Below are 21,682 nucleotides of genomic sequence, written 5' to 3' on the forward strand. Positions count from 1 at the left end.
CTCCAAAATTACCACATTCTCCCCGCCAGCATCGTGAGACGGATCAATGCCACTTCATCTCCATCAGCCATGTTTAGGGGTGCATCCAAGTCCTCGATTTGTTCACTGTTAATGAACACCAAAAACAACCCATCCTCGAAAGCCTGGATAGCGGTATGAATCGCAGCGTTAAGATCCGGCTTACTATTATTATAGATAGCTCCAAACCCCACTTTCCCGCTGGAAGCCTGCTGATTAATCTCCCCTTCAGTCAGGTAACTCACCAAAGGCTTCTCCTCTTCCTTCCCCACAAACTCCCGAACATTCACCGTAACCAATTCCGTTAACAACACCCTTAAAGAACCAGGCGTACCCTGCAACTTTACCCTCTGCTTAGAAACCACATCTCTCCGCTTCCCCACACTCTTCACCAAAACATAAATAAACATCATAAAACCCTCTTCATTTTTCAGAAAATTTCACTTCCCATTAAAAATACAATAAGACAAAACAGTAAATATGTATACAAAAACAGGGGGACGGTTCTCCTGTTTTTTCCAATCCAAAAACAGAGGGACGGTTCTCCTGTTTTAATCTTCACTCACCTGACAGACTAAAACACAAGAACCGTCCCCGTGTTTTAAATAGTAATCCTTACACCATCAAATCTCTCTAATGAGAAGCCTTGAAATTTTTCGTTATAGGTTGTCTTGTAGTCTCTTAAGATACTGATTGCTACTTTTTCTCCTAATTTCAGGCCTTCGATTGCGTCTGTACACCAGTGTACTCCGGCGGTGTTCCGTCCAATAGCTATATTTGAAGCTAGTTTATTCAGTTCTCCTCCGACTGTCAGTGCTGCTCCGGTGTATGGTTCTAATAATGTCCCGTCTGCGTTTGGTTTGATAGGATCGCTAATCACAAACGCCTCATTATAGAAGGCTTTTAGAATCGTAATCCCCGCGCCTGCAATACAGGCATGTCCTGATGGATAGGCAGGATGTGTAGGTGCGCCTTCTGGATAGGCTAACGGCAGCAAATACGTACCGTTTTTCTGAAAAACATGAGAATGAACCTGTGATTTTAAAAGGTCTTCGTGAATCGGATAACATGCTGCTCCTGTCATATGATTATGGAGATGGCCGCCAAATTCCTCCGGACGCAGCCTTCGATGCACGAGGAATTTTTGAAACCAGGCTGCTTCCAATGCGGCTCTTCCTGACCTCGCGACAAAATCTAAAATATGCGGGCCGCCAAAGGTAACAAACCCACCTTGGGTCAGCGAACCATTATAAGGATTAGCCGGGTCTAGCGCCTCTTTTCCATAGGTCAGCAAGATCAAACACGCAGACATCGCAGCTTGGAATGAAAAATCAATATGAACATATTCTCCTAAATCACGGCCATTGCGAATATAACGCGGAACTGGGTCAAGTTGCAGTGATGATGAAGGAGAACCGTTCTCGATCTTCAGCCAGTCATTGTATTTGGTCAGGTAATCTGCACCCGCAACCGGTGTACGATACTTTTGTACGATTGTCGTAGATCCATAGGGTATGTCCTTCCAAAGGAATTGCGATATATAAGGTCCCGTAAGATCTCCTTTTGCCTCTCCCCTAAACAAAGTTTTCGGAGTCACCACACCATTGACTTTGGGCCCGCGAAAATCAGTAAACTTCGATAAATCCTGTGCGGCCTTTTTGATTAACGGATCTGTTCCATATTGGTCAAAAGGTATATCGCGCGTCACTGCCTGCCAATACACCTCTGCCATTTCACTTGCTTCCCACGCACTGCTAAAAGCTGGAGGTGCCGCCAGCTCCAAACTGTGACAGTCATCGCCAACAAGATCGAAAACATAAGCTCCTTGCGGGTTGGCTTGTTTCACCGTCCCTCCCATTGGAATCGACTCAAAATCCTCCCACTTCCCAGAATCCAGGGCATTAATCAACTTCTGATAAGCCGTGGAATCAACCTGGCCAAGGGAATTATGCGGCAAACCCTATGTATAACTCCCTATCTTCGTTTCAAATAATTCTTCATCACCATTGCACCGGTGTCTCGCAATCGATGTTTTCATGCGTTTCGCCGCCTGCAGCCTAAGATCATACGCCTTCATCCGACGCTGATAACTACCCAAAGGACCAATCAAACACTCCTTCTTCACCTTCAACCTTCTCCGTCTCATCCAATCACCTTTTACTCAAAAATTCACCCCGTCATTCAAAAGACAAGGCCTCCGTTCATCATATTCAAGTAAAAGAATAAAGTATGGTTACTTGTCTAAAACAGAGGGACGGTTCTCCTGTTTTACCAAAAACAGGAGAACCGTTCCCGTGTTATTTCAATAGAAAAGGACAAAATCTCATGAGATTTCATCCTTCAATTTATGCGTTATATCAAATTTTCTCCACAACCACTGAATCCGTTCCCTGTTTAGATTAATTACCTGCCCATCTTCTTCAGAGCTTGCTGCAATGTGTTAAACGTGTCGATTCCTTTTAAATCAATGCCAAGCTGGACAGATGTCATCGCCACTTCAGGCCTAATGCCTGAAAGGGCCGTTTGGATGCCAAGAAGGGATAACGTCTGAATGATGGAATAAATCTGCTGCGCAACCATGGTATCGACCATGGGGACACCTGATAGATCAATGCATATCTTGTTCACTTGCTTCTCTATGCATTTGGCTGGCACAGTTTCCATTATCCTTTTTGCCCGTTCCGTATCAATGTCCCCGATCAGCGGCACGACCGCAGTCGTATCTCCTATTGGAATGACGGGCGCTCCTAACTCGGCGATTAAATCATACTGTGCTTTCATTCGCTCCCTTGTGATTTGATAGTACTTTTTTGAAAATTCCTGTATTAAAAAATCCATTGCAGAGTGAATAGAATGATTCCACTGCAGGATATGCTGTTTGGAAATGGCTTCTTCCTGCGCCGCAACATATTTATCTAAAAAATCCATAATAACTGTCCGGAATCGATGAACCGCTTCAAGCACTTCATAAATAGGAGTACCCAAATCTGCACGGCTCTGCGCTACTATCGATACCCATTGTTCCTGGTTCTCATGATATTCTTTCTTATCCTCCAATAACGAGCTGGCAATGGTTTTTGTGGTCAAAGCATTCTGCTTCCTTAAAAGCTGCTCATACTTTTCATCAGCATCAACAGAGTAAATGGAGTTTGGCCTCTTCTCTCTCATCAGTAACCATTGATCAGCCAAAGCCGTTTTATTCTCAATCAATGCTTTATATAATTCTTCATTCAAATCTTCTGCCATTGCTAACCCCTTTCCTCCTGGTTGATGTTGAAAATAGAATTCCGATTTGTCTAGGAATCATCTAAATAGACTCGGGACAGTCTATTTACGCACTTTTCTATTTAAAATCATCCATCTGAGTTTGCAAAATATGAACAGGAACACTTTTTCACACTAATTGTGGATTTTCCATTATTCAATCACAGACACCAAGTTATGGTAATTTCACCTAATTTGATTTTACTTGATAAGGTAGCTGGTGTCTAATTAAGCGGATAGTTAGCAAGCACAAATATCATATGGTCCGGGCGGTTCTTTATACGGCCCCAGCACGAACTTGCACTCCTTTTGAAATTATCACCTGCACAGCTTGAGTTAAACAACAAAAGGCGGTTAATCCTTCATGGACCACCGCCGCTCATTCGTTAACGCATTGTAATTATATAATTAGTAATCAGCATCCCAGAACTTATCCTTTTTCATATCCTCAACCCTTGCCTTTGGTCTTTTTCACTCTAGACAGTCTACGTTCTAAATAACCTAAATCATATTTGTATCTGCTCAAGGTATCCTCAACGGCATCCATTACTATACTTGGATATTCACCGTTTAACTCTTTTTCCAATTCCTTAATATCAATTTTTATCAGTCGAATTGCTTCTACAATTTCGTCCTTGTTTATTATCCGATAAATCGGTCGAATCCTTTGCGATGGTTTAAAGTTCACTTATTTACACATCCAAATATCATTTTGTATATTTTAAATTTGTTCCACTCAAAAACAGAGGGACGGTTCTACTGTTTTACCAAAAACAGGAGAACCGTCCCCGTGTTTCTCAATGGTATATACCCTATTTCTTCAACAATTTTCTGTCCTTGTGGTCCTTGCATCCATTCTAGCATTGGCTTGATGGTCTGCTTCTGATTGTCTTTGATCGTAATGGCATAAAGATTGACTACATATGGATACTTGCCGGATGCGATGTTTTCGGCTGATGGTTCTACTCCATCCAGTGAAACAAGCTTGATGTTTTCATTTGGGTTCATCCCGGTTGTGAAAAATCGGAAGGAATATCCCAATGAGTTGTTGTAATTCCGGTAGCTCGCGACTTCTTCCATCAAATTTCCCATACCTGCGACTTCTTCTTTTAAAGCCGGCATTAAAGCAATGTCTCCCATGAATTTCTCCATGATCGTCTGGCTGCCGGAATCTGCAGGCCGCTGGAACGCAAGGATTTTCGCATCTGTACCGCCAATTTCATTCCAGTTTGTCGTCTTTCCGGAATAAATCGACTTGATCTGTTCAGAAGAAAGATTATCGATTGAATTTTTTTCATTTACAAAAAACACAAATGCTTCCTTCCCAATCGGTGTGAGCTCGAGTTCCTTCCCGCTGCTTTCCGCCAATCGCTTTTGTGCCTCAGACGGCTGCGCTCCAAAAAAGATATCGACCTCGCCAGATACAAGCCTTTCAAAGGCATAAATCGTATTTGTAAAAGAAACAATCTCTTCACCGGTAGGCGTAGTATTTTGATAACCTATATTTTGATAGACTTCATTGGCAAACGCGGAATATACCGGATACGCGGCCTCGGCTCCATCGAGGACCGGCATATCGCTTTGTTTTTCAATTGTAAAAGTGGCCGGTTCACCCAGCTTGGGCAGCTGATTGCTCGGATTCGTCACATTGTACACCTCAAGATCGACGCTGGAATATCCATTCCCATGATCGAAACCATATGATGGCGGAAGGACATGCTTGCTCCGCTCAATGTAAATAGCCCCACTTAGCGACAATAACACTACCAACATCCCAGCTCCGACTGCGACAGGAAGTTTGCCCATCTGGACCTTTGTCTTCGTTCTTCTTTCTCCTAGTAAAAATCCAATCAAAAATAGCAGATAGTAAGCAAATGGGGCGGCAAAAGCATAAAGAAATTGCCCCATCAATGCTGACATGAAGGTATTTGGCAAAAACGGGAAAAGACCAAAAACAAAGATGACCCAAATCTGGTGCCCAAAGAACCCTTTTGATACGACCATACCAATCCCGGCAATAAGGACAGTGATAAGTAACGGAACATATACAGGAAGATATTTTTCATAAAACGAACTAGCCCGCGCTCTGCTCCCAAAGCGGAAACCTGTTATAGCCGCAACGATTGAAATGACCAGCAAAAGAATCAGTGGCCCATACTTCTCGACCGGCAACAAAGCCAAACTCATGAAAGATAAAAACAGCGGAACCACAACTATGTAAACAAACAAAAAACCAGCATCTTTCCTCATTTCCATATCCCCTTCACCATCTATTTGGTGTAATTTTACACTAAATGAAAGTTTTAGTAAATATAAAAAGGTGTGTTATGGAAAAAATTATTTAAAAATCAACATTCGGCCATATCGCTTACCATTGACATAAACATTCAAAAAAATAAAGACTACAAATGATATTAAAAAGAAGATAAAGTGTTTCTTGTATGAATTCGAGAGGAGTGTTCTGCCTTGTTTTATAAGTTAAAAAAAGAGCAACAGCAAGAGATGATTTCCGATATCCAGAGGTTTTTTTCAGAGGAAAGGGATGAAGAAATTTCAGAATTCGCAGCTGAAAGAGTACTAGATTTCATAAAAGAATCACTTGGTCCACATTTTTACAACGCTGCCGTCTTGGATGCCATCCACGTTGTTAAGCAACAATATTCTTCAATGGAAGATGAAATTTTGACACTGGAGCAGCCTGTACGAAAATAGCATTTTGAACCCGGTCATGGAGAACCGGGTTTTCTTTATAAAGAAGGGCTAGCGATATAAAAAGTTGCTTTGGCTAACTATTGCAGTACTGCCCCAAAGGTTTTACCGGCAAGCATACGACCGGACCCCACGCATATAGTAATATAAGCATTTTAAAAAGGAGGGCTTTGCCTTGAATCAAACATTATGGTGGGATAGCTGGTATCTGCGCGGAAATCAACCGTCTTCCGGATACCCGTTGGTGAATTGGTGTCTGCCGCCATATCCCCTGGCCGCTAAATCTTTGAAACCAGAAATCTATTATTCTTTAAAATAAGGAGATGGAACGGATGTCAGTGAAATATGCCTTGTATTGCAAAGGGATCACTCCATTTGATGCGGATCTTCCCTATATTGAATATGTGCTGAAGACTATCCAGCATGCCCAAAGGGCCCTGGCTCCCGAATACGAATTGTACAAAGAAGTTCCATTTGTTGTCGTGGACAAAGGAGTATTAAAAGATGACTGAACTAGCATTCCTGACTGCTTCTGAACTCGTACCCCTCTTCAAATCGAAAAAGGTTTCGCCTGTGGAAGTGATAAAAGCTGTCTTCAGAAGAATTGAAAAGCTTGATCCGACCTATCGATCCTACATCACTACCCTTCCTGAAGATGCATTAAAACAAGCCCAGCAGGCTGAAGCAGCAATCATGAGAAATGAAGACCTTGGTCCCCTGCATGGAATTCCCGTCGGGATCAAGGATTTATATCATACAAAGGGCATACGAACGACATCAGGTTCAGCGATGCTTCGTAACTTCATCCCCAAGATAAATGCTACAACTGTAGAGAAACTGCATAAAGCTGGCATGGTCATGACAGGAAAATTGAATACTCATGAGATGGCTGGCGGTGTATCAAGCATTAATCCGTTCTATGGCTCCAGCCGGAACCCATGGAACCCGAATTACCTGACAGGCGGATCAAGCGGCGGAAGCGGAGCTGCATTGGCAGCAGGGCTCGCGACACTTGCAACCGGTTCGGATACCTTTGGCTCGATTCGGGTTCCTGCCTCCATGTGTGGTGTCTATGGAATTAAACCAACCTACGGGCTCATAAGTCCACATGGGATTACCCCATTGGCTGCATCTTTGGATCATCCCGGCCCAATGGCCCGTTCAGTTTCAGACCTCGCTTTAATGCTGGGTTTGATGGCTGGATATGATGAGAAGTCCCCCGTTTCGTTAAAAGTGAAGGTTCCGGATTATACAAAAAGCCTCAATAAAGAAATCAAGGGGCTGCGAATAGGTGTCCCGGGTTATTTTCTACAAGGTTTGGATCCGGAAGTGAAAGAATTATTCATGAATGCGCTCAATACATTTTCTACAATGGGGGCAATCGTGACCGAAGTCCAGCTACCTGAGTTGTCGATGTCCACTTTCGCTGGATATGTTGTTTTGACGGTTGAATCAGGCAACTATCATTACGACATGCTCCGCACCAACCCTGCAGGCTTTGGTAATGATGTCCGCATCCTATTCGAATCCGGCCTGCTTCTTGATCACACGCATTACATACGCGCCCAGCAAGCCCGCCGGAAAATCGCCGATGCATTAAAAAAATCGTTTGAGGAAGTCGATATCCTTGCAGCTCCTGCCATACCAATCACAGTTCCACGCTTTCAGGAGAATTGGATCCTCCAAAGCACCGAACTCACAAACCGCTGCATGCCATTCACAGCACCCGCCAACTCAGCCGGAATACCAAGCCTCTCAGCACCAATCGGCTTCTCCTCAAACGGCTTGCCCGTAGGAATGCAGCTAATGGACAACCACCTCCGTGAAGACCTGCTATTCCAAGCCGGAGACGCCTGGGAAAAAGCTTATAAAGCAAGCCCCTTGCATAAACCATATCCCGATGAACAGTGAAACAGAGGCAGTGAAACAGAGGGACGGTTCTCCTGTTTTTTACAACTGCATGTTCATCGGGAACGATTGAGACAAATGATCTTCGTACTACAATGTCTGGCGCTCTTTTATTGCGTCAGGCATTTTCATTGGTTTCGGAACCCACTTTAAAGTCCAGGTAAATCAACTTTCACAAGTAGATTCGTGTTGTCATATTTCAGTTTCAAAAATAATTCTGGAGGTTCAATGCCAGATTCATCACTTTTAATGCTAGTTTGGTAACTTTTAACTTTAGATTCACATTTTTTATTCCATCTTCATAGTTCTTAATCCTGAATCGCAACTCTAATGTTACGGCTACTAGTCTTTATCATCGGTTACAAACTGTTATCTCCAGTTTCAACCTTTTTTTCTCCAGTTGCACCGTTTTTATCTCCAGTTATATTCGTTTTATCTCCAGTTTCAATCTTTTTATCTCCGGTTACCCCTTTTATTCACTGTCACCAGACTTTTATTAACGATTGACTCTCTTTTATTAACGGTTACTAGACTTTTATTAACGGTTGGCTTTATTATATTCACGGTTACCCAATTTATATTAACGGTTGCGTTCATTTAATTCACGGTGTATAGTATTACCCTCCCTAAAGACACGAAACCAAAAAGGCTGAACCGCCTCGGTTCAGCCTCCTCATTTCTATAATCGCGGATCGACAGGGTCTTGTTCCATCGCCAGGGTGGCAAGGACGCATTCGTGTACTCTTTCAATCGATTCTCCATTCACGAAGCGCCGGATACCTTCGATTCCTAGTGCAAATTCCTTTAACGCCAGCTTCTGTTTTTTGCCGGTATTTCGCTTTTTCAAACGTTTCAGGTTTTCAGGCTTCAGATAGTCCATGCCATAAATGATTTTCAGGTATTTGCTGCCCCTCACCTTGATTGCTGGCTGGAGGAGTTTCCCTTTGCTTCGTGCAATATAGTGCTCGGGCTTTATGACGATGCCTTCATGGCCTTCCCGGGTCATTTCTTCCCACCATTTGATGACTTCGGCCTCGCTGCTCGAATCGGTAATCACTTTGTATTCTGTCGCGACAAACAGGCTCGAGCAGGTTGCGAACTGATGGTTCATCTTCATATGCCATTCATGTGTTTCATCAAAGAACGTCCTGTTGCTGTGGGCCAGCACGTGGAACGGAGCGATCTGAATGTCATCCAGGCAGATTACATCCCAGCAATATCTTTGAAAAACTTCAGCAAACTCCTTTGCATTCAATAGTTTTTCATTATACTCATCCAGCCATGGAGTTAGTGCCTCATTTGTTTCGGCCGCTTGCGCTAATTTTTCCTGCATAAACGAACGGTCCATGATCGCATTCTCGGCAACATGGGCGTATTGCTTGCTGATTAGTTCCTTCGCCTTCAGATTCCATGGCATAATTTCTGCATCAAGCAACACAAAATCCGTTTCATGCTCGCTAAAATAATCATGCTTGTGCAAGTCATCCGTCAATTTCCGGACGATCTCTTTCTCCAACTCCTTGTCAAAAAACCTCCGGCCGCCACGCGTGTAAATGACACCGAGCGTCACGTTCCCCACATATTTCTTTGCGACAGCCTCGTCCTTGAATAACAACAAAATTCCACGGCTGCCCATATGCTTTTTTTCAGCGACCATTCTATCAACCCCGTGGCTCCGATAATATTGAATGGCCTCCAAAGGGTGCTCCAAAAAGGTTTCCAGCGAAGATGGCTCTGGAGTCGGGCTCATCGTCGGCGGTATATAAATCAACTGTTCAATCGGAATCGTATGGTGTGATACAGCATCAATCGCTGGCTTGACCGTCTCCCCAGGAACAAAAATCTCGCCGAATTCCTCGGTAAGAACCGTATAGCCATTCAGGAAGTTTCCGATGTTCGGCTGATTCAGGCGTTTCTTTTCCCATTCCACCAATGGATTTTCAGGTGCTCCAGAGTAATCCTCTTTCGCCTGTACAGACACAATTTGAGATTCCGGGTAGCGGAAAGCCGTCAATTTGCCGCCAAAGACTACACCCTGGTCGATATTTAGCGTCTGATTGATTTTCAGCGGTTGTGGTTTTGGATCATGTCCCCAGACAATCAACTGACTTGTCTTATGACCGATGAACCAATCTTTCCTGACCGGTTTTCCTTTTTCATCAAAACCGTCCGTATCCCCGTAGCGGCTAAAATCACTTACATCACGCGATTGTTTGCCAATGTACTCATCTTTGATTCCTGCATGTGCGCAGACAACCGAAGGAATGCAGTTCTTTTTCAAAATATAATGAGATGGCGCGTCGAGGAGGAAATCCTTCAGCTTGCTCTTCCACTCTTCTGCCTTCTCGGAACCGTGCTCTTGTTCGTACTGCACAAATTCCTGTTCGACCTTTTCATCTCCATGGGCTAACGTCACTTTTTTCCCATCAAGCCATCTTGCAATTTTCCAGCCATGGTTACTGTCGATCATGTAGGCCAAGCCATTTTCCACATGCCGGTAAAAGAACATCATTGTCTTCAGCGACTCAGGACCGCGGCTCATTACATCGCCAATCGACAGAAACTTTCTGCCTTCAGGATGACGGTAAAAATCGTCATTATCTTTTTTATATCCGAGCTTAGCCAGCAGCTCAATCATTTCATCATAACAGCCATGGATATCCCCGATGATGTCAATTCCACCATCCGCCTCGATCTCAAGCGGATTACTTCTCCTCGTAAGCTCGAGCCCCTCAATATCCTTCAAAAAGTATAAGGAGCGGATGCCTTCTTTTTTCATAAAACGCTTTTCGCGAGTAAACACCTGGAATTGCTGTTTAATCCTCCGTTTGCCACGAGGCTGATCACGTTTTTCATCCCGTTCCAGCAGTACTTTTTCAGGCACATCAAGGACGATTGAAATGATTGGGACATGGTTTTCCCTCGCCATCGCAATATACCGCTTGCGGTCATCAGGCTGAAGGTGAGTCGCATCGACAAATGTCAGCTTATTCAGCCTGCACCTTGCCTGAATCATCTTATCCATCATGTCAAAAGCTTCTTTCGAAATCTGGCTGTATTCATCGAAGAGGATGTCCGCTGCTTCCTTCGGCCTGTTAGCCCAGTCAATGAACTCTTTATCACTCACAAGAATCCGGAATTGATCGGAGCTGACCACCTCGGATTCAGATATGAGCCCTTCCGCCTGCCATTTTTTCAGCAAGGTCGTTTTGCCGCTATTCGAAGGTCCAACCAGAAGAACAATTCCTGCGTAAGGCAACACAATTCTCATGAGTTAAACCTCCTTCCTTTTAAAAATACACATCTGTGTCGGGAAGCCCAGCTGTTCATGCTCCTCGCCAATCCCGTCAAAAAGCAGTTCGTAGTCTTCACTGTTATTCCTGTCCCTGCACCAGCTCTCAAACTCTGCTCTTGTCCATTCGAATCGATGATCCCCATGGCGGAATTCAGTGTCCATCTCATAGATTGCATTGTACTCTTTGTTTGGAGTAGTGACTAATAGATTTTTCGGACGATATTCATTCAGGATCGTTTCAATAGCCTTAGGCAGCCGCTCTTCATCGATATGTTCAATGACTTCACATAAAATAATGATGTCCTTGCCCTTCAACCGCTCATCATAATAGAAAAGGGAGCCCCATAGCTGGGTTGGCTTCATAAAACCGACCTTTCCTTCGGCTTGATTGAAGCGTTCCAGCGCTCTTAATGTGGCCTCTTCGGAAGGTTCAACAGCGAGTATCTCTTTCACACCGCTGACAAAACCGAGCCTGACACTAAGCTTTCCCTCACCTGAACCGAGATCGACCACACTTTCCTTGTGATCCATCGCTCTGACTGTATCCACAATTTTTTCATAGCGAAGATCATTCAGACGAACCTTTTTCTCATCCTTCTCACGGGTTTCTTTTTCAGGCTTTTCCACCAGTTCATAAACATTTTTAAAACGAAGGGCCTGTTTCAGGATAAAACTCTTTTGAGGGTGTTCATCCAGCCAGCCTTCTCCATAGCGCTCCAGTTTTTCAATTTCCTTTTCATCGACATAATAATGCTTATAGTTGTCCATTACAGGGATCAGAACAAAAATCTGTCTTAACGCTTTTTGCAGTGTCGTGTTTCCTTTTAGCGTGATGAACCTGGCTGTGCTTTTTGATTTGAGGGCAAAAGTATATTGAATCTCCGGGGTGACGATCCCCACCTCAAATCCAAGCGGCTCGAACAAATCCTGTATTTGCTGATCCGAAAGACCAGAAGCCACCGGTCCCAAAAAAAACTCCAAGTCAAACCGGTGCCCTACCCAATCCATGTACTCTTCCTTTGGCTGCCCGTTCAGAGCTGTGCCAAGCGCATTCCTGATCAAAGACAAAAAAATACTGCTCACCGCAAACTCACGGTCATTTATATAATGAGTAATATCATATTGATTCCCCTGATTCTTAACCAGTTCCAAAGAATCAGGCGCAACAAACACCGTCGCCTCAACCTCAGACTCAGCAAACCGGCTAAAAAACAACCGCACCAAATGCCCCTTCAGCGACCTCTCATAAACATTATGCGGATTCTTCGCCAACAAATGCGAAACCACCCCAACACCCTCACCCACAGCCCGAATCGTTAACTGCATCCTGCACCCCATTTCCGAAAACAGAGGGACGGTTCTCCTGTTTTTACCAATTCCCCTATAAAACAGAGGGACGGTTCTACTGTTTTCACTAAACTCTAATTCTTTATATTGTAAAGCCCAATTCCTGAACATACTATACCATTTTCACAGGCAGACTGAAAACAGAGGGACGGTTCTTATGTTTTACATCCTTTGACACCGAATGATTAAAACACAAGAACCGTCCCCGTGTTTTGGTCACTACCTAAAAGGAAGACTCAAAATATATCCGACATAGAAAAACACCTCTCTTAGAAAGAAGGGTATTTTGCTCTTCCATGTTTTATAAACGGATGTTTGTGTTGGTGATGCGTAAGCTTTCATGCCAGTGTCTTTCGCCATAACAATGGCTCTTTTCATATGCAACGGATCGCTTACGATTGTGAATGTCCTGAAATGATTATTGGCGGCCAACTCATAAGCATACTTTAGGTTTTCTTCTGTAATTCTAGATTTCGTTTCCATCAGGATATTTTCAGAATGAACATTGTTTTTAATAGCATACTCTCTTGCAACCTCAGATTCTGCCCACTGACCCCCTTTGCCCTTCCCGCCTGTAAAAATAATTTTGTCTACATAACCATTCTCATATAGCCAAATTGCATGATTAATCCTCTCCCGTAAAACAGGAGATGGCTCATCACCCCAGGCAGCAGCACCAAGCACCACTGCTACATCCGTTTTAACCAATTGAACCTCATCACCAAAAGTCCAAATATCAAAAGCCGAATAAATAATGAAAATCAAGAAAACAACCATTATAGAAGTAATCAACCTAAACCCAATCTTTTTGTTCATTTCCTATCACCCTTTTAAAACAGAGGGACGGTTCTACTGTTTTCACAATCTAATTGATCCCGAATGAATTAAACACGAGAACCGTCCCTCTGATTCGCAAAACACAAGAACCGTCCCCGTGTTTTGGTTATATTCCTCAATGGACAGGCATATGGTTTAAGTGTGACTACAATTAAAGGGGTAAATCATTTTGAAGCGAATAATTGGTTTTGTCATCTTGATGTTATTGTGTGTGTATTTGGTATATAACAATGCTGCCATTTCTCAGACTAACTCTAAAATGGATTATATTGAAACAGATGCTGGTGTACAAACGGAATCCGAAAGTGCGGAAGACGTTTTGGAGCTCATCGTCCCTGAGTTGGAATACGTTCATGACGAAGACCTAGACGAGGAAGTCGACGGTTATATCGTCGAAACTCACCAGGAATATGAAGTTTACAGGGATCAAAACGGAAAAATCATCAAACAGGTGCCTACCTCGAACTTTGATTATATTCGTTATAAAAAATACTAATATGACAATGGGAATTCGAACTTTCAGATGTATTTCTGAATTCGACTTCCCTCTTTTGTTCTTTCAGGCATTTCTTTTCACTGCCCATACTTCTTATTCCATTCCTCACTCCATTCTTCCAACTTATCCCCCTGCACTTCTTCAGCTGTTTTACCCTCAAGTGAATAACCCCAGCCGCCCATGGTATCATCATCTGGATAGGAAGTACCGCCAATTATTTTCCCATCAACAATGAATACTCTTACCTCGACCTTTTTGCCATAAATTTTGCTTACTGGATGATTCTTCACAATAAAAATTTCCTGAATGATTTCTTTTCCTATGTACGGATCTGGCTGAACGGTTTGCCTGGCCCAGATCGATTTATGCGGCATATCAACAAGTTCATGCTTTTCAAATGAATAAACCTGACTTCCTTCATAAGATTTTAATGAATAACCTTGGTCCACAAGATACTGCCGTGCCAACTCACCAGTAGAATCCGGCTCTAATTTTGGTCCGCAGCCAACAAGCAACAAGAATAGCATAAGAAACATGGTGTGTTTGATAAAAATCCCTCACCTATCATTCATTTATGAGCTGCAACACTTAAGCTAAATCATTTCATTATGTTTTTATCAATTCCAAGCACAGTTTTTAAAATATCTTTTATCAAAGGGACACCACAAACTACAAATAAAATGAAACCTAAATAATCGAATGCAGCATCAACTACGTCTGAAACGTCTCTCCAGAAAAAAAACATTGGTATAGGTAATACCATTAATGTTGCTCCTATGATAAAGCCATAAAATAAAATTCTCTGTCTGTCCACTTTGTTTACCCCTTAACACGATGATTTTATGTTCTTGCTATTCAGGGAAAATCTTACTCTTCTATCAATACCCCCATCCATCAAGCTTCCAGCGATCCAATTTATGATCCCTAACCAATATCCATTTCCAATCTGTCTGAGTTGAATTTGGCTCAAAGCTTCCATCCCCACCGGACGAATCGACATCAAAATTAGATAAAAGCACCATGACATTTTCTGCTTTTACACCAGTTTCGGAGCCACGTCCATACTTTATATAATCTTCAGCCAGTTCATTTGATTTATCTTCTGAATACCAGATTTTCGTGAGATTACATCCATTAAACTCTAAAAATTTCAGTTTAACACGACTTACGGCATCGTTTATTTCCTCTTCGGAAAACTTGGTCGATTTCCCAATACTCACCTCAGCACCATGCGCTTTACCTAGCTGTGTATATATCAGGCCCGCGAAGATCACAACCACTAATCCAATATACAAGATTCTTTTTTTCATATAATACCCCTCTTAAATAATCTCTTCTTTCCCTGCAAATTATTTCATTCTGTTCAATCTTGCGAGAGAAACACCAAATCCTTTAAATTCACAGATGATAGTTCGTATTGTGAGTTCACTAATATAAGCATCTTTTGATAAAATCCGATGTCCTCCTCTGTGGGCATTTCCAGAAAAATACCTTTATCTACTTTGTAGTTAAAAATCGTGGCACAAAAATCTTTCGTATCTACCAAATCATTAGCGAATTCCTCAAATACAACTGCATCTTCCTTGTTCAATTCCTCATCCGTAAGAAAATCTACTTTTATAATATTCTGGTAGACTCCGATGTCTTCTTCTGTCATATAGATGAATGTGTTGAGATCATCACGATTCAATGGTCTTCTTAAATCTTCAATGATCAAGTACCCTAACGAAATGTTGTTCCTATAAAGCAGAAAAATTTCTAAATCTCTTAGTCTTAACTTTCTTTTAAAAGAAATCACAGAGTTCTCCTTTAGTACAATTTAATTAAAATTAGATGTTTCATGTAATTCTAATTTCTATAAATTGGTCAATTATCCCTCTAATTTTCCAATTAATTAGGCTGAATTTATTTACAAAGATAGAAAATGCCGCCCAGGCAGGGAGCAAATTGAAACAGGAGAACATCAATTCATCCTTAGCTCATCAAGAGTGCCATTCTTTGTTTAGTTTAATTAAGGTCCGGAAACTGGTCCAATGGCTTATCAAATTTGCCAGCCTAATTTTGTACTATTAGGCTGTTCTAATCATATTTTTAATTAAGAACACGATTAGAAGGAGTGCAAAGTCAGTTGAGAAAAGTCAAGGTTGGTTTACGGCCCATTGTAAGCAACATCAATTTGCCCACTGTTCTAAAAACAGCTTTACTTCCAGGTGACTCGATTGAAAGATTATTTATTGCCACCCAGGTAGGAGAAATCTTTTATGTAGGAAACGGAGATATTAGGACTTTTTTAGATATTCGCCAAAATATTATCAAACTGGGGGCTTCTAGTGGCGGATATGATGAGCGGGGATTGCTGGGGCTTGCATTCCATCCTGAATTTTATAAGAACGGTCTTTTCTATCTTCATTATTCAGCAGCTGGCACACAAGGACCAGGTGCTCTTCCTGAATCTTTTCAGCCTGACCCGTGTGATCCTCAAACTTTAAACTTAAAATGGTTAAATAGAGAAAATCAATATGACCATATTGATACAGTTGAAGAATGGGTTTTGCAATCGAATGGTCAACCGCAAAAGCGTCGGACATTACTTAACTTAAGAAGACCCTTTTCCAATCATAATGGCTTCAATAGTTTAAACTTCTCACCTGAAACAGGAAAACTTGTTTTAACAACAGGAGATGGCGGATCAGCCAATGATCCATTTAACTTAAGCCAGGACGATTTGGAAATCGCAGGTAAAATAATTGAAATTGATGTAGCCAAGAATACATACATCAATAACCCACCCACTGTCACGCGTTTTAATGAACTTCCCGCATCTATTCAGGAAACACTCACGGTAATGGCCAAAGGGGTTCGCAATATACCAGGCATTTCTTTTCAGAGGTTTTATAATCAATATATTAAATATGCCGGAAATGTCGGCCAGGATTTGGTCGAGTCGATTTTTTCATTTGTCCATTATCAACCAATCCCGGTTACTCAGCTTACTCAAGCTTCTCTCATGAATTCTCTACCTGGCAAAGATGGATTTATAAACTTTGGCTGGCGAGGTTGGGAAGGTGCTTTTCCTGCTTCAATAATAAGAGGCTGCAATTCAACTCCGACTTTGGATGAAAAACTATTTGCTTTTTACAATGAAGCAGTAACACTTTCAGGAAGTCGTCTCCAGCCATTAACTAGTTATTTCCATAAAGATCCCAGACCCGATAAATTTGGAGGAACTGCTCTAACAGGAGTTCAGCCATATATGGGGAACCAAATTCCTGGTTTGACAGGAAGTGTTGTGTTTACCGATCTTGCCCGGAAAGAATCTCAACCTGAGGTTAGAGGGGTTTTAGCTTACACCTTCGTAAGACCAGATGGTAAGCAAAATGATTTTAGTGTGATCCAAACCGATTATGATTTTGGCTCTCAATCAGCCTATTATGTCAATTTGGGAACGAATCTAAATCAAACCAGATTATATTTAGGGGTTTATGCCTCTATGAAAGTGACTGATCTTAACCAAGGCACTATTTTTGAGATCGTTCCATGAATCATTTCCACTGTTGATAAGGGGAATCACAATATTATTATCACTTTTAACCTTTTATAAATAATTAAAGCAATTTCAACCCATAACCAGCTGTAAAGGAATGTAAATAAAAAGATACCTCCCGCTGAAAAAAATGAAAAAGAACCAGAGACGGCTGGACCTAAAACCGGAAAGTTAAAAATTACTATTAGACTCATAATCCCTAACATTAAAAGAATTGCACCCGAAGCAATAATACTTAATCTCTTCCTAAAAAAGTAAAAAGCTGCTCCGATGCCAAGCCCTAACAATCCTGTTGTAAAAGGAAATACAATTAGTTCACTTGGCTGCAGGATGAATAATAACATTATCGTCAGAACGTAGGTCATTACTCCGAATGGGATCGATAACATGGAACATAACAGAATAGGTGCTGTGGTAAGCGGACTTACTAAATATCCGACACCTGGAAAAAAGCCGGCAGCTGCCTGTAGGATAGCAGCTATACAGGCAAAAAAAGACACTAACATGAGCTTCAGCGTTCTTTTATATTTCTTGAATATTAATTGAGATAAACGAACCTCTTCCGAAATAGGTTTCAAAAAATACACCTTTCCACCTCATTCTAAATGGTTTATACAATACAATACATTATATTTTCCAGTTATTAGAGGTGGAACTACTATTAATAATCCAAATCAAAGATCCTGTGTAATGAAGAATAACAGTGTGTGGAGGAAAGTTAGCTGTCATGCTGAAGTCTGGGTTATTTTTGCCTATAAAAAAAGCAAGGCCCTATTGGCCCGCTCTTTATTGGACTATTACTTTACCAGTCATTCCTTGCTGGACATGGTACCGGCATATCAGTTCATATGTACCGGCCTGTTCCGGTTTCACTGTAATGGTTTTTTCTTTTCCTGGCTGGACCTCGGCGTCTATTCCGAGCTTTTCCACTGTGAAGGTGTGCTCCTTTGTACCTTTATTTTTCAATATCAGAGTTGTGGTTGTTCCATTTGGAATAGTGATGACTTTCGGGTTAAAGTAATCATCGTTCAACTCGACCTCAATCGATTTCACCGTTGTTAACTCACCGGATTTTGCTATAACGCCGAGTGAACCTTGAGCTGCAACAACCATAACCATTGTTAATACAACGGCTAATCCTTTTACCCACTTTTTCACAGACATTCGTACTCCCTCCTTTCCTAATACTATTTTTTTCAGATTCCTAAAATATTATCACTATAAATTTGGTAACCAAAAAAAGAAGAAGATCACCTCTTAGGAAGATCTTCTTTCTTACAATATCTCGATCAGCAACTGATCATGGAGACCAATTGCATTTGCTCTGCACCTGCTATATATCTGCCTCTAAGTCTAAATCTTTGTCTGCTTGTCTCTTCCTCATTCCACCCATGATGAAACGGGGACAGAAATCTCTCTGGTTAAAAGTACTGTTTCGCCAATTTCAGGACCGATGAGGTTAACTTTTTCTTTTTCGGCCTCAACCACGGCACGTTCTATTGGTTCTGTCCATCCATGGTAAGCAAGGGTAAAAGATCCCCAATGTATTAACATCATAATCTTTCCATTCACATCCAAATGGGCCTTCACAGCTTCTTCGGGTGTCATATGAACCCATGACCATCGCCGGTCATATTGACCGCCTTCTATTAAAGTGATATCAAAGGGTCCATATTTTTCCCCAATTTCCTTGAAATGTTGATCGTAGCCACCATCTCCACTGGTATAGAAACGTGTTTGTTTTCCAAGAATGACCCATCCGCCCCAAAGAGTACTATTTCGATTAAAAGGACCTCTTCCAGAGAAATGTTTGGATGGAGTCAGTGCAATAGTCAGACCCTTGAACTCCGTTTCCTCCCACCAATTCAGGTCTGTGATTTTATCTTCTGCAACGCCCCATCGAATTAAGTGCGTACTCACTCCGTAAGGAACGAAAAAGTGACCGACCTTATCTTTCAGCTTTCGTATGGATGGATAATCTAAATGATCATAATGATCATGGGTAATAAAGACCGCGTCAATAGGCGGCATTTCATTAATGATATGCAAAAGACCTCCAGTGTATCGTTTGCTTCCGGCAAATGAAACAGGTGAAGCAACTGGACCCAGCATTGGGTCTACAAGAATCTTATTATGATCGATGCTCAGCAAAAAAGCAGAATGCCCAAACCAGGTCAAACTATCTTTATCACTATTAATTTTGTCCCAATTAATCTCAGAAATAGGAATTTGACCCACAGGAGACCGCTCTTTATCACCTGAAAAAAAGTCCTTCATCATGGAGAAACTGTCGGTAAAACTCATATTCATACTTGTTGGAACTTGATTGACAAACCTGCCGTTAACATAATGATCAAGATTCTTATATTCAACCTCATGTTTTTCGCTTGGGTTTCCGCCGAATACTGGATGCAGATTCAAAAACAATGTTACAGCAACACTTACTACTATTAAAAAAACCAATAAATAAATCATTTATTATGATTCCTTTCTTAGCCTTCTGTGCGGAATTTTTGATGATTTTCCGTTCAGCCGTATTATTGAACGTTACATCATTTTGTACAGCTTAATCTAAACATGGCTGCATCCTGATTCATGAAGATCCGTTTTCCATGATAAAACGTCTTCATTTCAATGGACTTGAACCCAACTTCAGATAATATTTTCGTGAGTTCTTCATGTGAAAAACCGTTATGTACTTTTGGGTGACTTATTTTATCGTTTTTGTCAAAGTCTATAATAATGAGCTTTCCGTCATCATTTAAAATATTGAACAATTCTTCAAGGATTTTTTTAGTATCCGGAATATGAAGAAGAACCAATGACAGTAAAACGACGTCTGACTTGAGTTCAGGGGTTTCTTGAGTGAAATCAGAATAAAGTACTTTTGCGTTTGTGATTCCTTTATGAGAAATTTTTGCCTTCGCAACCTCCAGCATTTGTTTTGACGAATCCACCAGCAAAATGGTATCAACCAAATCGGCTAACTCTAAACTAACTAGACCTGTTCCACTTCCATAATCTATTAATGATTTCGTCTTACTGGCTCGTAATTCTTGCCTTACTTCCTTCACAATCACTTTAGCCAATTCCATTCTCTCTTCAGTATCGTATCGGTTTGCCATCTGTTCAAAAACGTTAATGTCCATATTCCAAATCCCCTATTAAAAAAATTAAGACTTCGTAGTCGTCATTATAGCAAAATGCAAAACCTAAGGCACCTTTCTTAGCTGAAACCTCCAGCAATTAAATAAAGGTCTAATTCGATAAGAATCAGACCCCCTAATTGTCCCCTGTTTATTTGTCGGAGCTGGCGCATCGACTAAAGCTTCACAATTATCCACGACCAATCGTATCGTTCAACTTCGCGCGATATTTATCCTTCCAGGTTTCCGAGTCCTTCACTAATTCGTCACAGAAAGCAGCCACGTCCTCACCGGTGAGTTCAGTGACCTTTTTCCCGTCCGCTGCACCTTCCTCGAACAGGTCGATAAGGCCATTAAAGATACGGCTGACATCCTTCCAATCAGTGGGACCACCAGTCGTCCACATATATTTTTGGATGGCGTTGTAGGCGTTGCGGTATTCACTTGGAAGTGTCTTCGCACGCGCCTCCATCGCTCTCCATTCCCGCTTGTCATCAAGACTTCCGATTATTTTTTCAAATATATTCATGTGATTTCTCCTTTTAATTTTTTTTGTTTTTAGTTCGTTCATTCTACTAGAGACAAATTCCCATCTTGCCCAAAAGTTTATGAGCTGCTCCTGACCTTGTGCGTTGAGTGTGTAAAATTTTCTGGGCGGTCCCATAGTGGATGGCTTTTTCTCTATATCAACCAGCTTGTTTTTCTCAAGCCTTATTGTAATCGTATAAACTGTGCCTTCCACCACATCAGTGAAGCCAAGTTCTCGCAGTTGCTGCGTAATTTCATAGCCGTAGGTTTCGCCACGGCTGATAATCTCAAGCACGCAGCCCTGGAGCACCCCTTTTAGCATTTCCGTGATATTCTCCAAATTCCCACCTCCATTTGCCCCTATATTATCTCCGTATTTTTTTCACAAGTATTTTGTATAACCGATATTCTGTATTACTTAGTACTGGTATATAGTAACACCGAATAGCATCTTTCGTCAAGGCAAACAATTTAGGTAAAAAAGCTCTTTTCAAAAAATCGATCCCTTTACCACAGTATTTTTAGCCGACCATGATGAAAAAATAAAAACAGGAGAACAGCAAAGTCCTCCTTAACTTAATCAGGAGGAT

At 41.6% G+C, this 21,682-nt stretch carries 24 protein-coding genes and 1 pseudogene; 6 read left to right on the forward strand and 19 right to left on the reverse strand.

What is annotated here, in order from left to right; genetic code table 11:
* Positions 1 to 8: 8 nt before the first annotated feature.
* From EJA10_RS03340 to EJA10_RS03360, 6 genes are all read right to left on the reverse strand, one after another.
* Positions 9 to 431 carry a hypothetical protein gene (locus EJA10_RS03340; protein ID WP_246017670.1) on the reverse strand — a complete coding sequence of 141 codons (423 nt, stop codon included), beginning with the start codon at positions 429 to 431 and terminating at the stop codon, positions 9 to 11.
* A 188-nt stretch (positions 432 to 619) separates the two neighbouring features.
* The gene (locus EJA10_RS03345) at positions 620 to 1,975 is read right to left on the reverse strand and encodes a vanadium-dependent haloperoxidase (protein ID WP_246017671.1); all 1,356 of its coding nucleotides are present in this window, start codon (positions 1,973 to 1,975) and stop codon (positions 620 to 622) included.
* A gap of 3 nt (positions 1,976 to 1,978) precedes the next feature.
* Positions 1,979 to 2,143: a hypothetical protein gene (locus EJA10_RS23710; protein ID WP_246017672.1), complete on the reverse strand. Its 165-nt coding sequence runs from the start codon at positions 2,141 to 2,143 to the stop codon at positions 1,979 to 1,981.
* 278 nt (positions 2,144 to 2,421) lie between these two features.
* A complete protein-coding gene (locus tag EJA10_RS03350) occupies positions 2,422 to 3,264 on the reverse strand; it encodes an STAS domain-containing protein (protein WP_125478586.1) in 843 nt (280 codons plus the stop codon).
* A gap of 466 nt (positions 3,265 to 3,730) precedes the next feature.
* Positions 3,731 to 3,970 carry a hypothetical protein gene (locus EJA10_RS03355; RefSeq protein ID WP_125478587.1) on the reverse strand — a complete coding sequence of 80 codons (240 nt, stop codon included), beginning with the start codon at positions 3,968 to 3,970 and terminating at the stop codon, positions 3,731 to 3,733.
* Between the two features lie 68 nt (positions 3,971 to 4,038).
* Complete coding sequence (locus EJA10_RS03360; protein ID WP_170169052.1) at positions 4,039 to 5,532, reverse strand: PstS family phosphate ABC transporter substrate-binding protein; 1,494 nt, start codon at positions 5,530 to 5,532, stop codon at positions 4,039 to 4,041.
* Between the two features lie 216 nt (positions 5,533 to 5,748).
* On the opposite strand from EJA10_RS03360, the gene EJA10_RS03365 reads away from it, so the two are divergent.
* From EJA10_RS03365 to EJA10_RS03375, 4 genes are all read left to right on the forward strand, one after another.
* Positions 5,749 to 5,994 (forward strand): DUF2164 domain-containing protein, encoded by a 246-nt coding sequence (locus EJA10_RS03365; protein ID WP_125478589.1) that lies wholly within the window; start codon positions 5,749 to 5,751, stop codon positions 5,992 to 5,994.
* A gap of 172 nt (positions 5,995 to 6,166) precedes the next feature.
* Positions 6,167 to 6,310 (forward strand): hypothetical protein, encoded by a 144-nt coding sequence (locus tag EJA10_RS23220; protein WP_170169053.1) that lies wholly within the window; start codon positions 6,167 to 6,169, stop codon positions 6,308 to 6,310.
* A 13-nt stretch (positions 6,311 to 6,323) separates the two neighbouring features.
* Positions 6,324 to 6,503: a hypothetical protein gene (locus tag EJA10_RS03370; protein WP_125478590.1), complete on the forward strand. Its 180-nt coding sequence runs from the start codon at positions 6,324 to 6,326 to the stop codon at positions 6,501 to 6,503.
* Positions 6,496 to 7,902: an amidase gene (locus EJA10_RS03375; protein WP_125478591.1), complete on the forward strand. Its 1,407-nt coding sequence runs from the start codon at positions 6,496 to 6,498 to the stop codon at positions 7,900 to 7,902. Before EJA10_RS03370 ends, EJA10_RS03375 begins: the two co-directional genes overlap by 8 nt.
* A gap of 676 nt (positions 7,903 to 8,578) precedes the next feature.
* Here the strand turns inward: EJA10_RS03375 and EJA10_RS03380 are convergent.
* The 3 genes from EJA10_RS03380 to EJA10_RS03390 all read right to left on the reverse strand — a co-directional run bounded on the left by EJA10_RS03380 (position 8,579) and on the right by EJA10_RS03390 (position 13,357).
* Positions 8,579 to 11,170 (reverse strand): polynucleotide kinase-phosphatase, encoded by a 2,592-nt coding sequence (locus EJA10_RS03380; protein ID WP_125478592.1) that lies wholly within the window; start codon positions 11,168 to 11,170, stop codon positions 8,579 to 8,581.
* Between the two features lie 3 nt (positions 11,171 to 11,173).
* On the reverse strand, positions 11,174 to 12,520 hold the full coding sequence (locus EJA10_RS03385) for a 3' terminal RNA ribose 2'-O-methyltransferase Hen1 (RefSeq protein ID WP_125478593.1): 1,347 nt from the start codon (positions 12,518 to 12,520) through the stop codon (positions 11,174 to 11,176).
* A gap of 240 nt (positions 12,521 to 12,760) precedes the next feature.
* Positions 12,761 to 13,357: a YdcF family protein gene (locus tag EJA10_RS03390; protein ID WP_125478594.1), complete on the reverse strand. Its 597-nt coding sequence runs from the start codon at positions 13,355 to 13,357 to the stop codon at positions 12,761 to 12,763.
* A 190-nt stretch (positions 13,358 to 13,547) separates the two neighbouring features.
* On the opposite strand from EJA10_RS03390, the gene EJA10_RS03395 reads away from it, so the two are divergent.
* Positions 13,548 to 13,874: a hypothetical protein gene (locus tag EJA10_RS03395; protein ID WP_125478595.1), complete on the forward strand. Its 327-nt coding sequence runs from the start codon at positions 13,548 to 13,550 to the stop codon at positions 13,872 to 13,874.
* 77 nt (positions 13,875 to 13,951) lie between these two features.
* Here the strand turns inward: EJA10_RS03395 and EJA10_RS03400 are convergent, their stop codons facing one another.
* From EJA10_RS03400 to EJA10_RS03415, 4 genes are all read right to left on the reverse strand, one after another.
* Entirely contained in the window at positions 13,952 to 14,401 is a 450-nt protein-coding gene (locus EJA10_RS03400; protein WP_125478596.1) for a hypothetical protein, read from the reverse strand.
* Between the two features lie 71 nt (positions 14,402 to 14,472).
* On the reverse strand, positions 14,473 to 14,688 hold the full coding sequence (locus EJA10_RS03405) for a hypothetical protein (protein ID WP_125478597.1): 216 nt from the start codon (positions 14,686 to 14,688) through the stop codon (positions 14,473 to 14,475).
* A 64-nt stretch (positions 14,689 to 14,752) separates the two neighbouring features.
* Positions 14,753 to 15,184, reverse strand: a complete 432-nt coding sequence (locus EJA10_RS03410; protein ID WP_125478598.1) for a DUF4829 domain-containing protein — start codon at positions 15,182 to 15,184, stop codon at positions 14,753 to 14,755.
* A gap of 53 nt (positions 15,185 to 15,237) precedes the next feature.
* Complete coding sequence (locus EJA10_RS03415; protein WP_125478599.1) at positions 15,238 to 15,672, reverse strand: hypothetical protein; 435 nt, start codon at positions 15,670 to 15,672, stop codon at positions 15,238 to 15,240.
* A 330-nt stretch (positions 15,673 to 16,002) separates the two neighbouring features.
* On the opposite strand from EJA10_RS03415, the gene EJA10_RS03420 reads away from it, so the two are divergent.
* Positions 16,003 to 17,415 (forward strand): PQQ-dependent sugar dehydrogenase, encoded by a 1,413-nt coding sequence (locus EJA10_RS03420; RefSeq protein ID WP_125478600.1) that lies wholly within the window; start codon positions 16,003 to 16,005, stop codon positions 17,413 to 17,415.
* Positions 17,416 to 17,441: 26 nt separating this feature from the next.
* Here EJA10_RS03420 and EJA10_RS03425 read toward each other — a convergent pair whose 3' ends face one another.
* The 6 genes and pseudogenes from EJA10_RS03425 to EJA10_RS23645 all read right to left on the reverse strand — a co-directional run.
* Positions 17,442 to 18,005 (reverse strand): hypothetical protein, encoded by a 564-nt coding sequence (locus EJA10_RS03425; RefSeq protein WP_125478601.1) that lies wholly within the window; start codon positions 18,003 to 18,005, stop codon positions 17,442 to 17,444.
* Positions 18,006 to 18,204: 199 nt separating this feature from the next.
* Positions 18,205 to 18,582, reverse strand: coding sequence for a cupredoxin domain-containing protein (locus EJA10_RS03430; RefSeq protein WP_125478602.1), 378 nt, complete (start codon positions 18,580 to 18,582; stop codon positions 18,205 to 18,207).
* 216 nt (positions 18,583 to 18,798) lie between these two features.
* Positions 18,799 to 19,893, reverse strand: coding sequence for an MBL fold metallo-hydrolase (locus EJA10_RS03435; protein WP_125478603.1), 1,095 nt, complete (start codon positions 19,891 to 19,893; stop codon positions 18,799 to 18,801).
* 77 nt (positions 19,894 to 19,970) lie between these two features.
* Entirely contained in the window at positions 19,971 to 20,567 is a 597-nt protein-coding gene (locus tag EJA10_RS03440) for a class I SAM-dependent methyltransferase (RefSeq protein ID WP_125478604.1), read from the reverse strand.
* Between the two features lie 187 nt (positions 20,568 to 20,754).
* Positions 20,755 to 21,093 carry a DUF1048 domain-containing protein gene (locus EJA10_RS23640; RefSeq protein ID WP_211340529.1) on the reverse strand — a complete coding sequence of 113 codons (339 nt, stop codon included), beginning with the start codon at positions 21,091 to 21,093 and terminating at the stop codon, positions 20,755 to 20,757.
* Positions 21,094 to 21,099: 6 nt separating this feature from the next.
* Positions 21,100 to 21,432: pseudogene (locus tag EJA10_RS23645) on the reverse strand (PadR family transcriptional regulator); the annotation flags it as partial.
* Between the last annotated feature and the right edge of the window lie 250 nt (positions 21,433 to 21,682).

The organism is Mesobacillus subterraneus (genome assembly GCF_003937825.1).
Taxonomy (GTDB): domain Bacteria; phylum Bacillota; class Bacilli; order Bacillales; family Cytobacillaceae; genus Mesobacillus; species Mesobacillus subterraneus.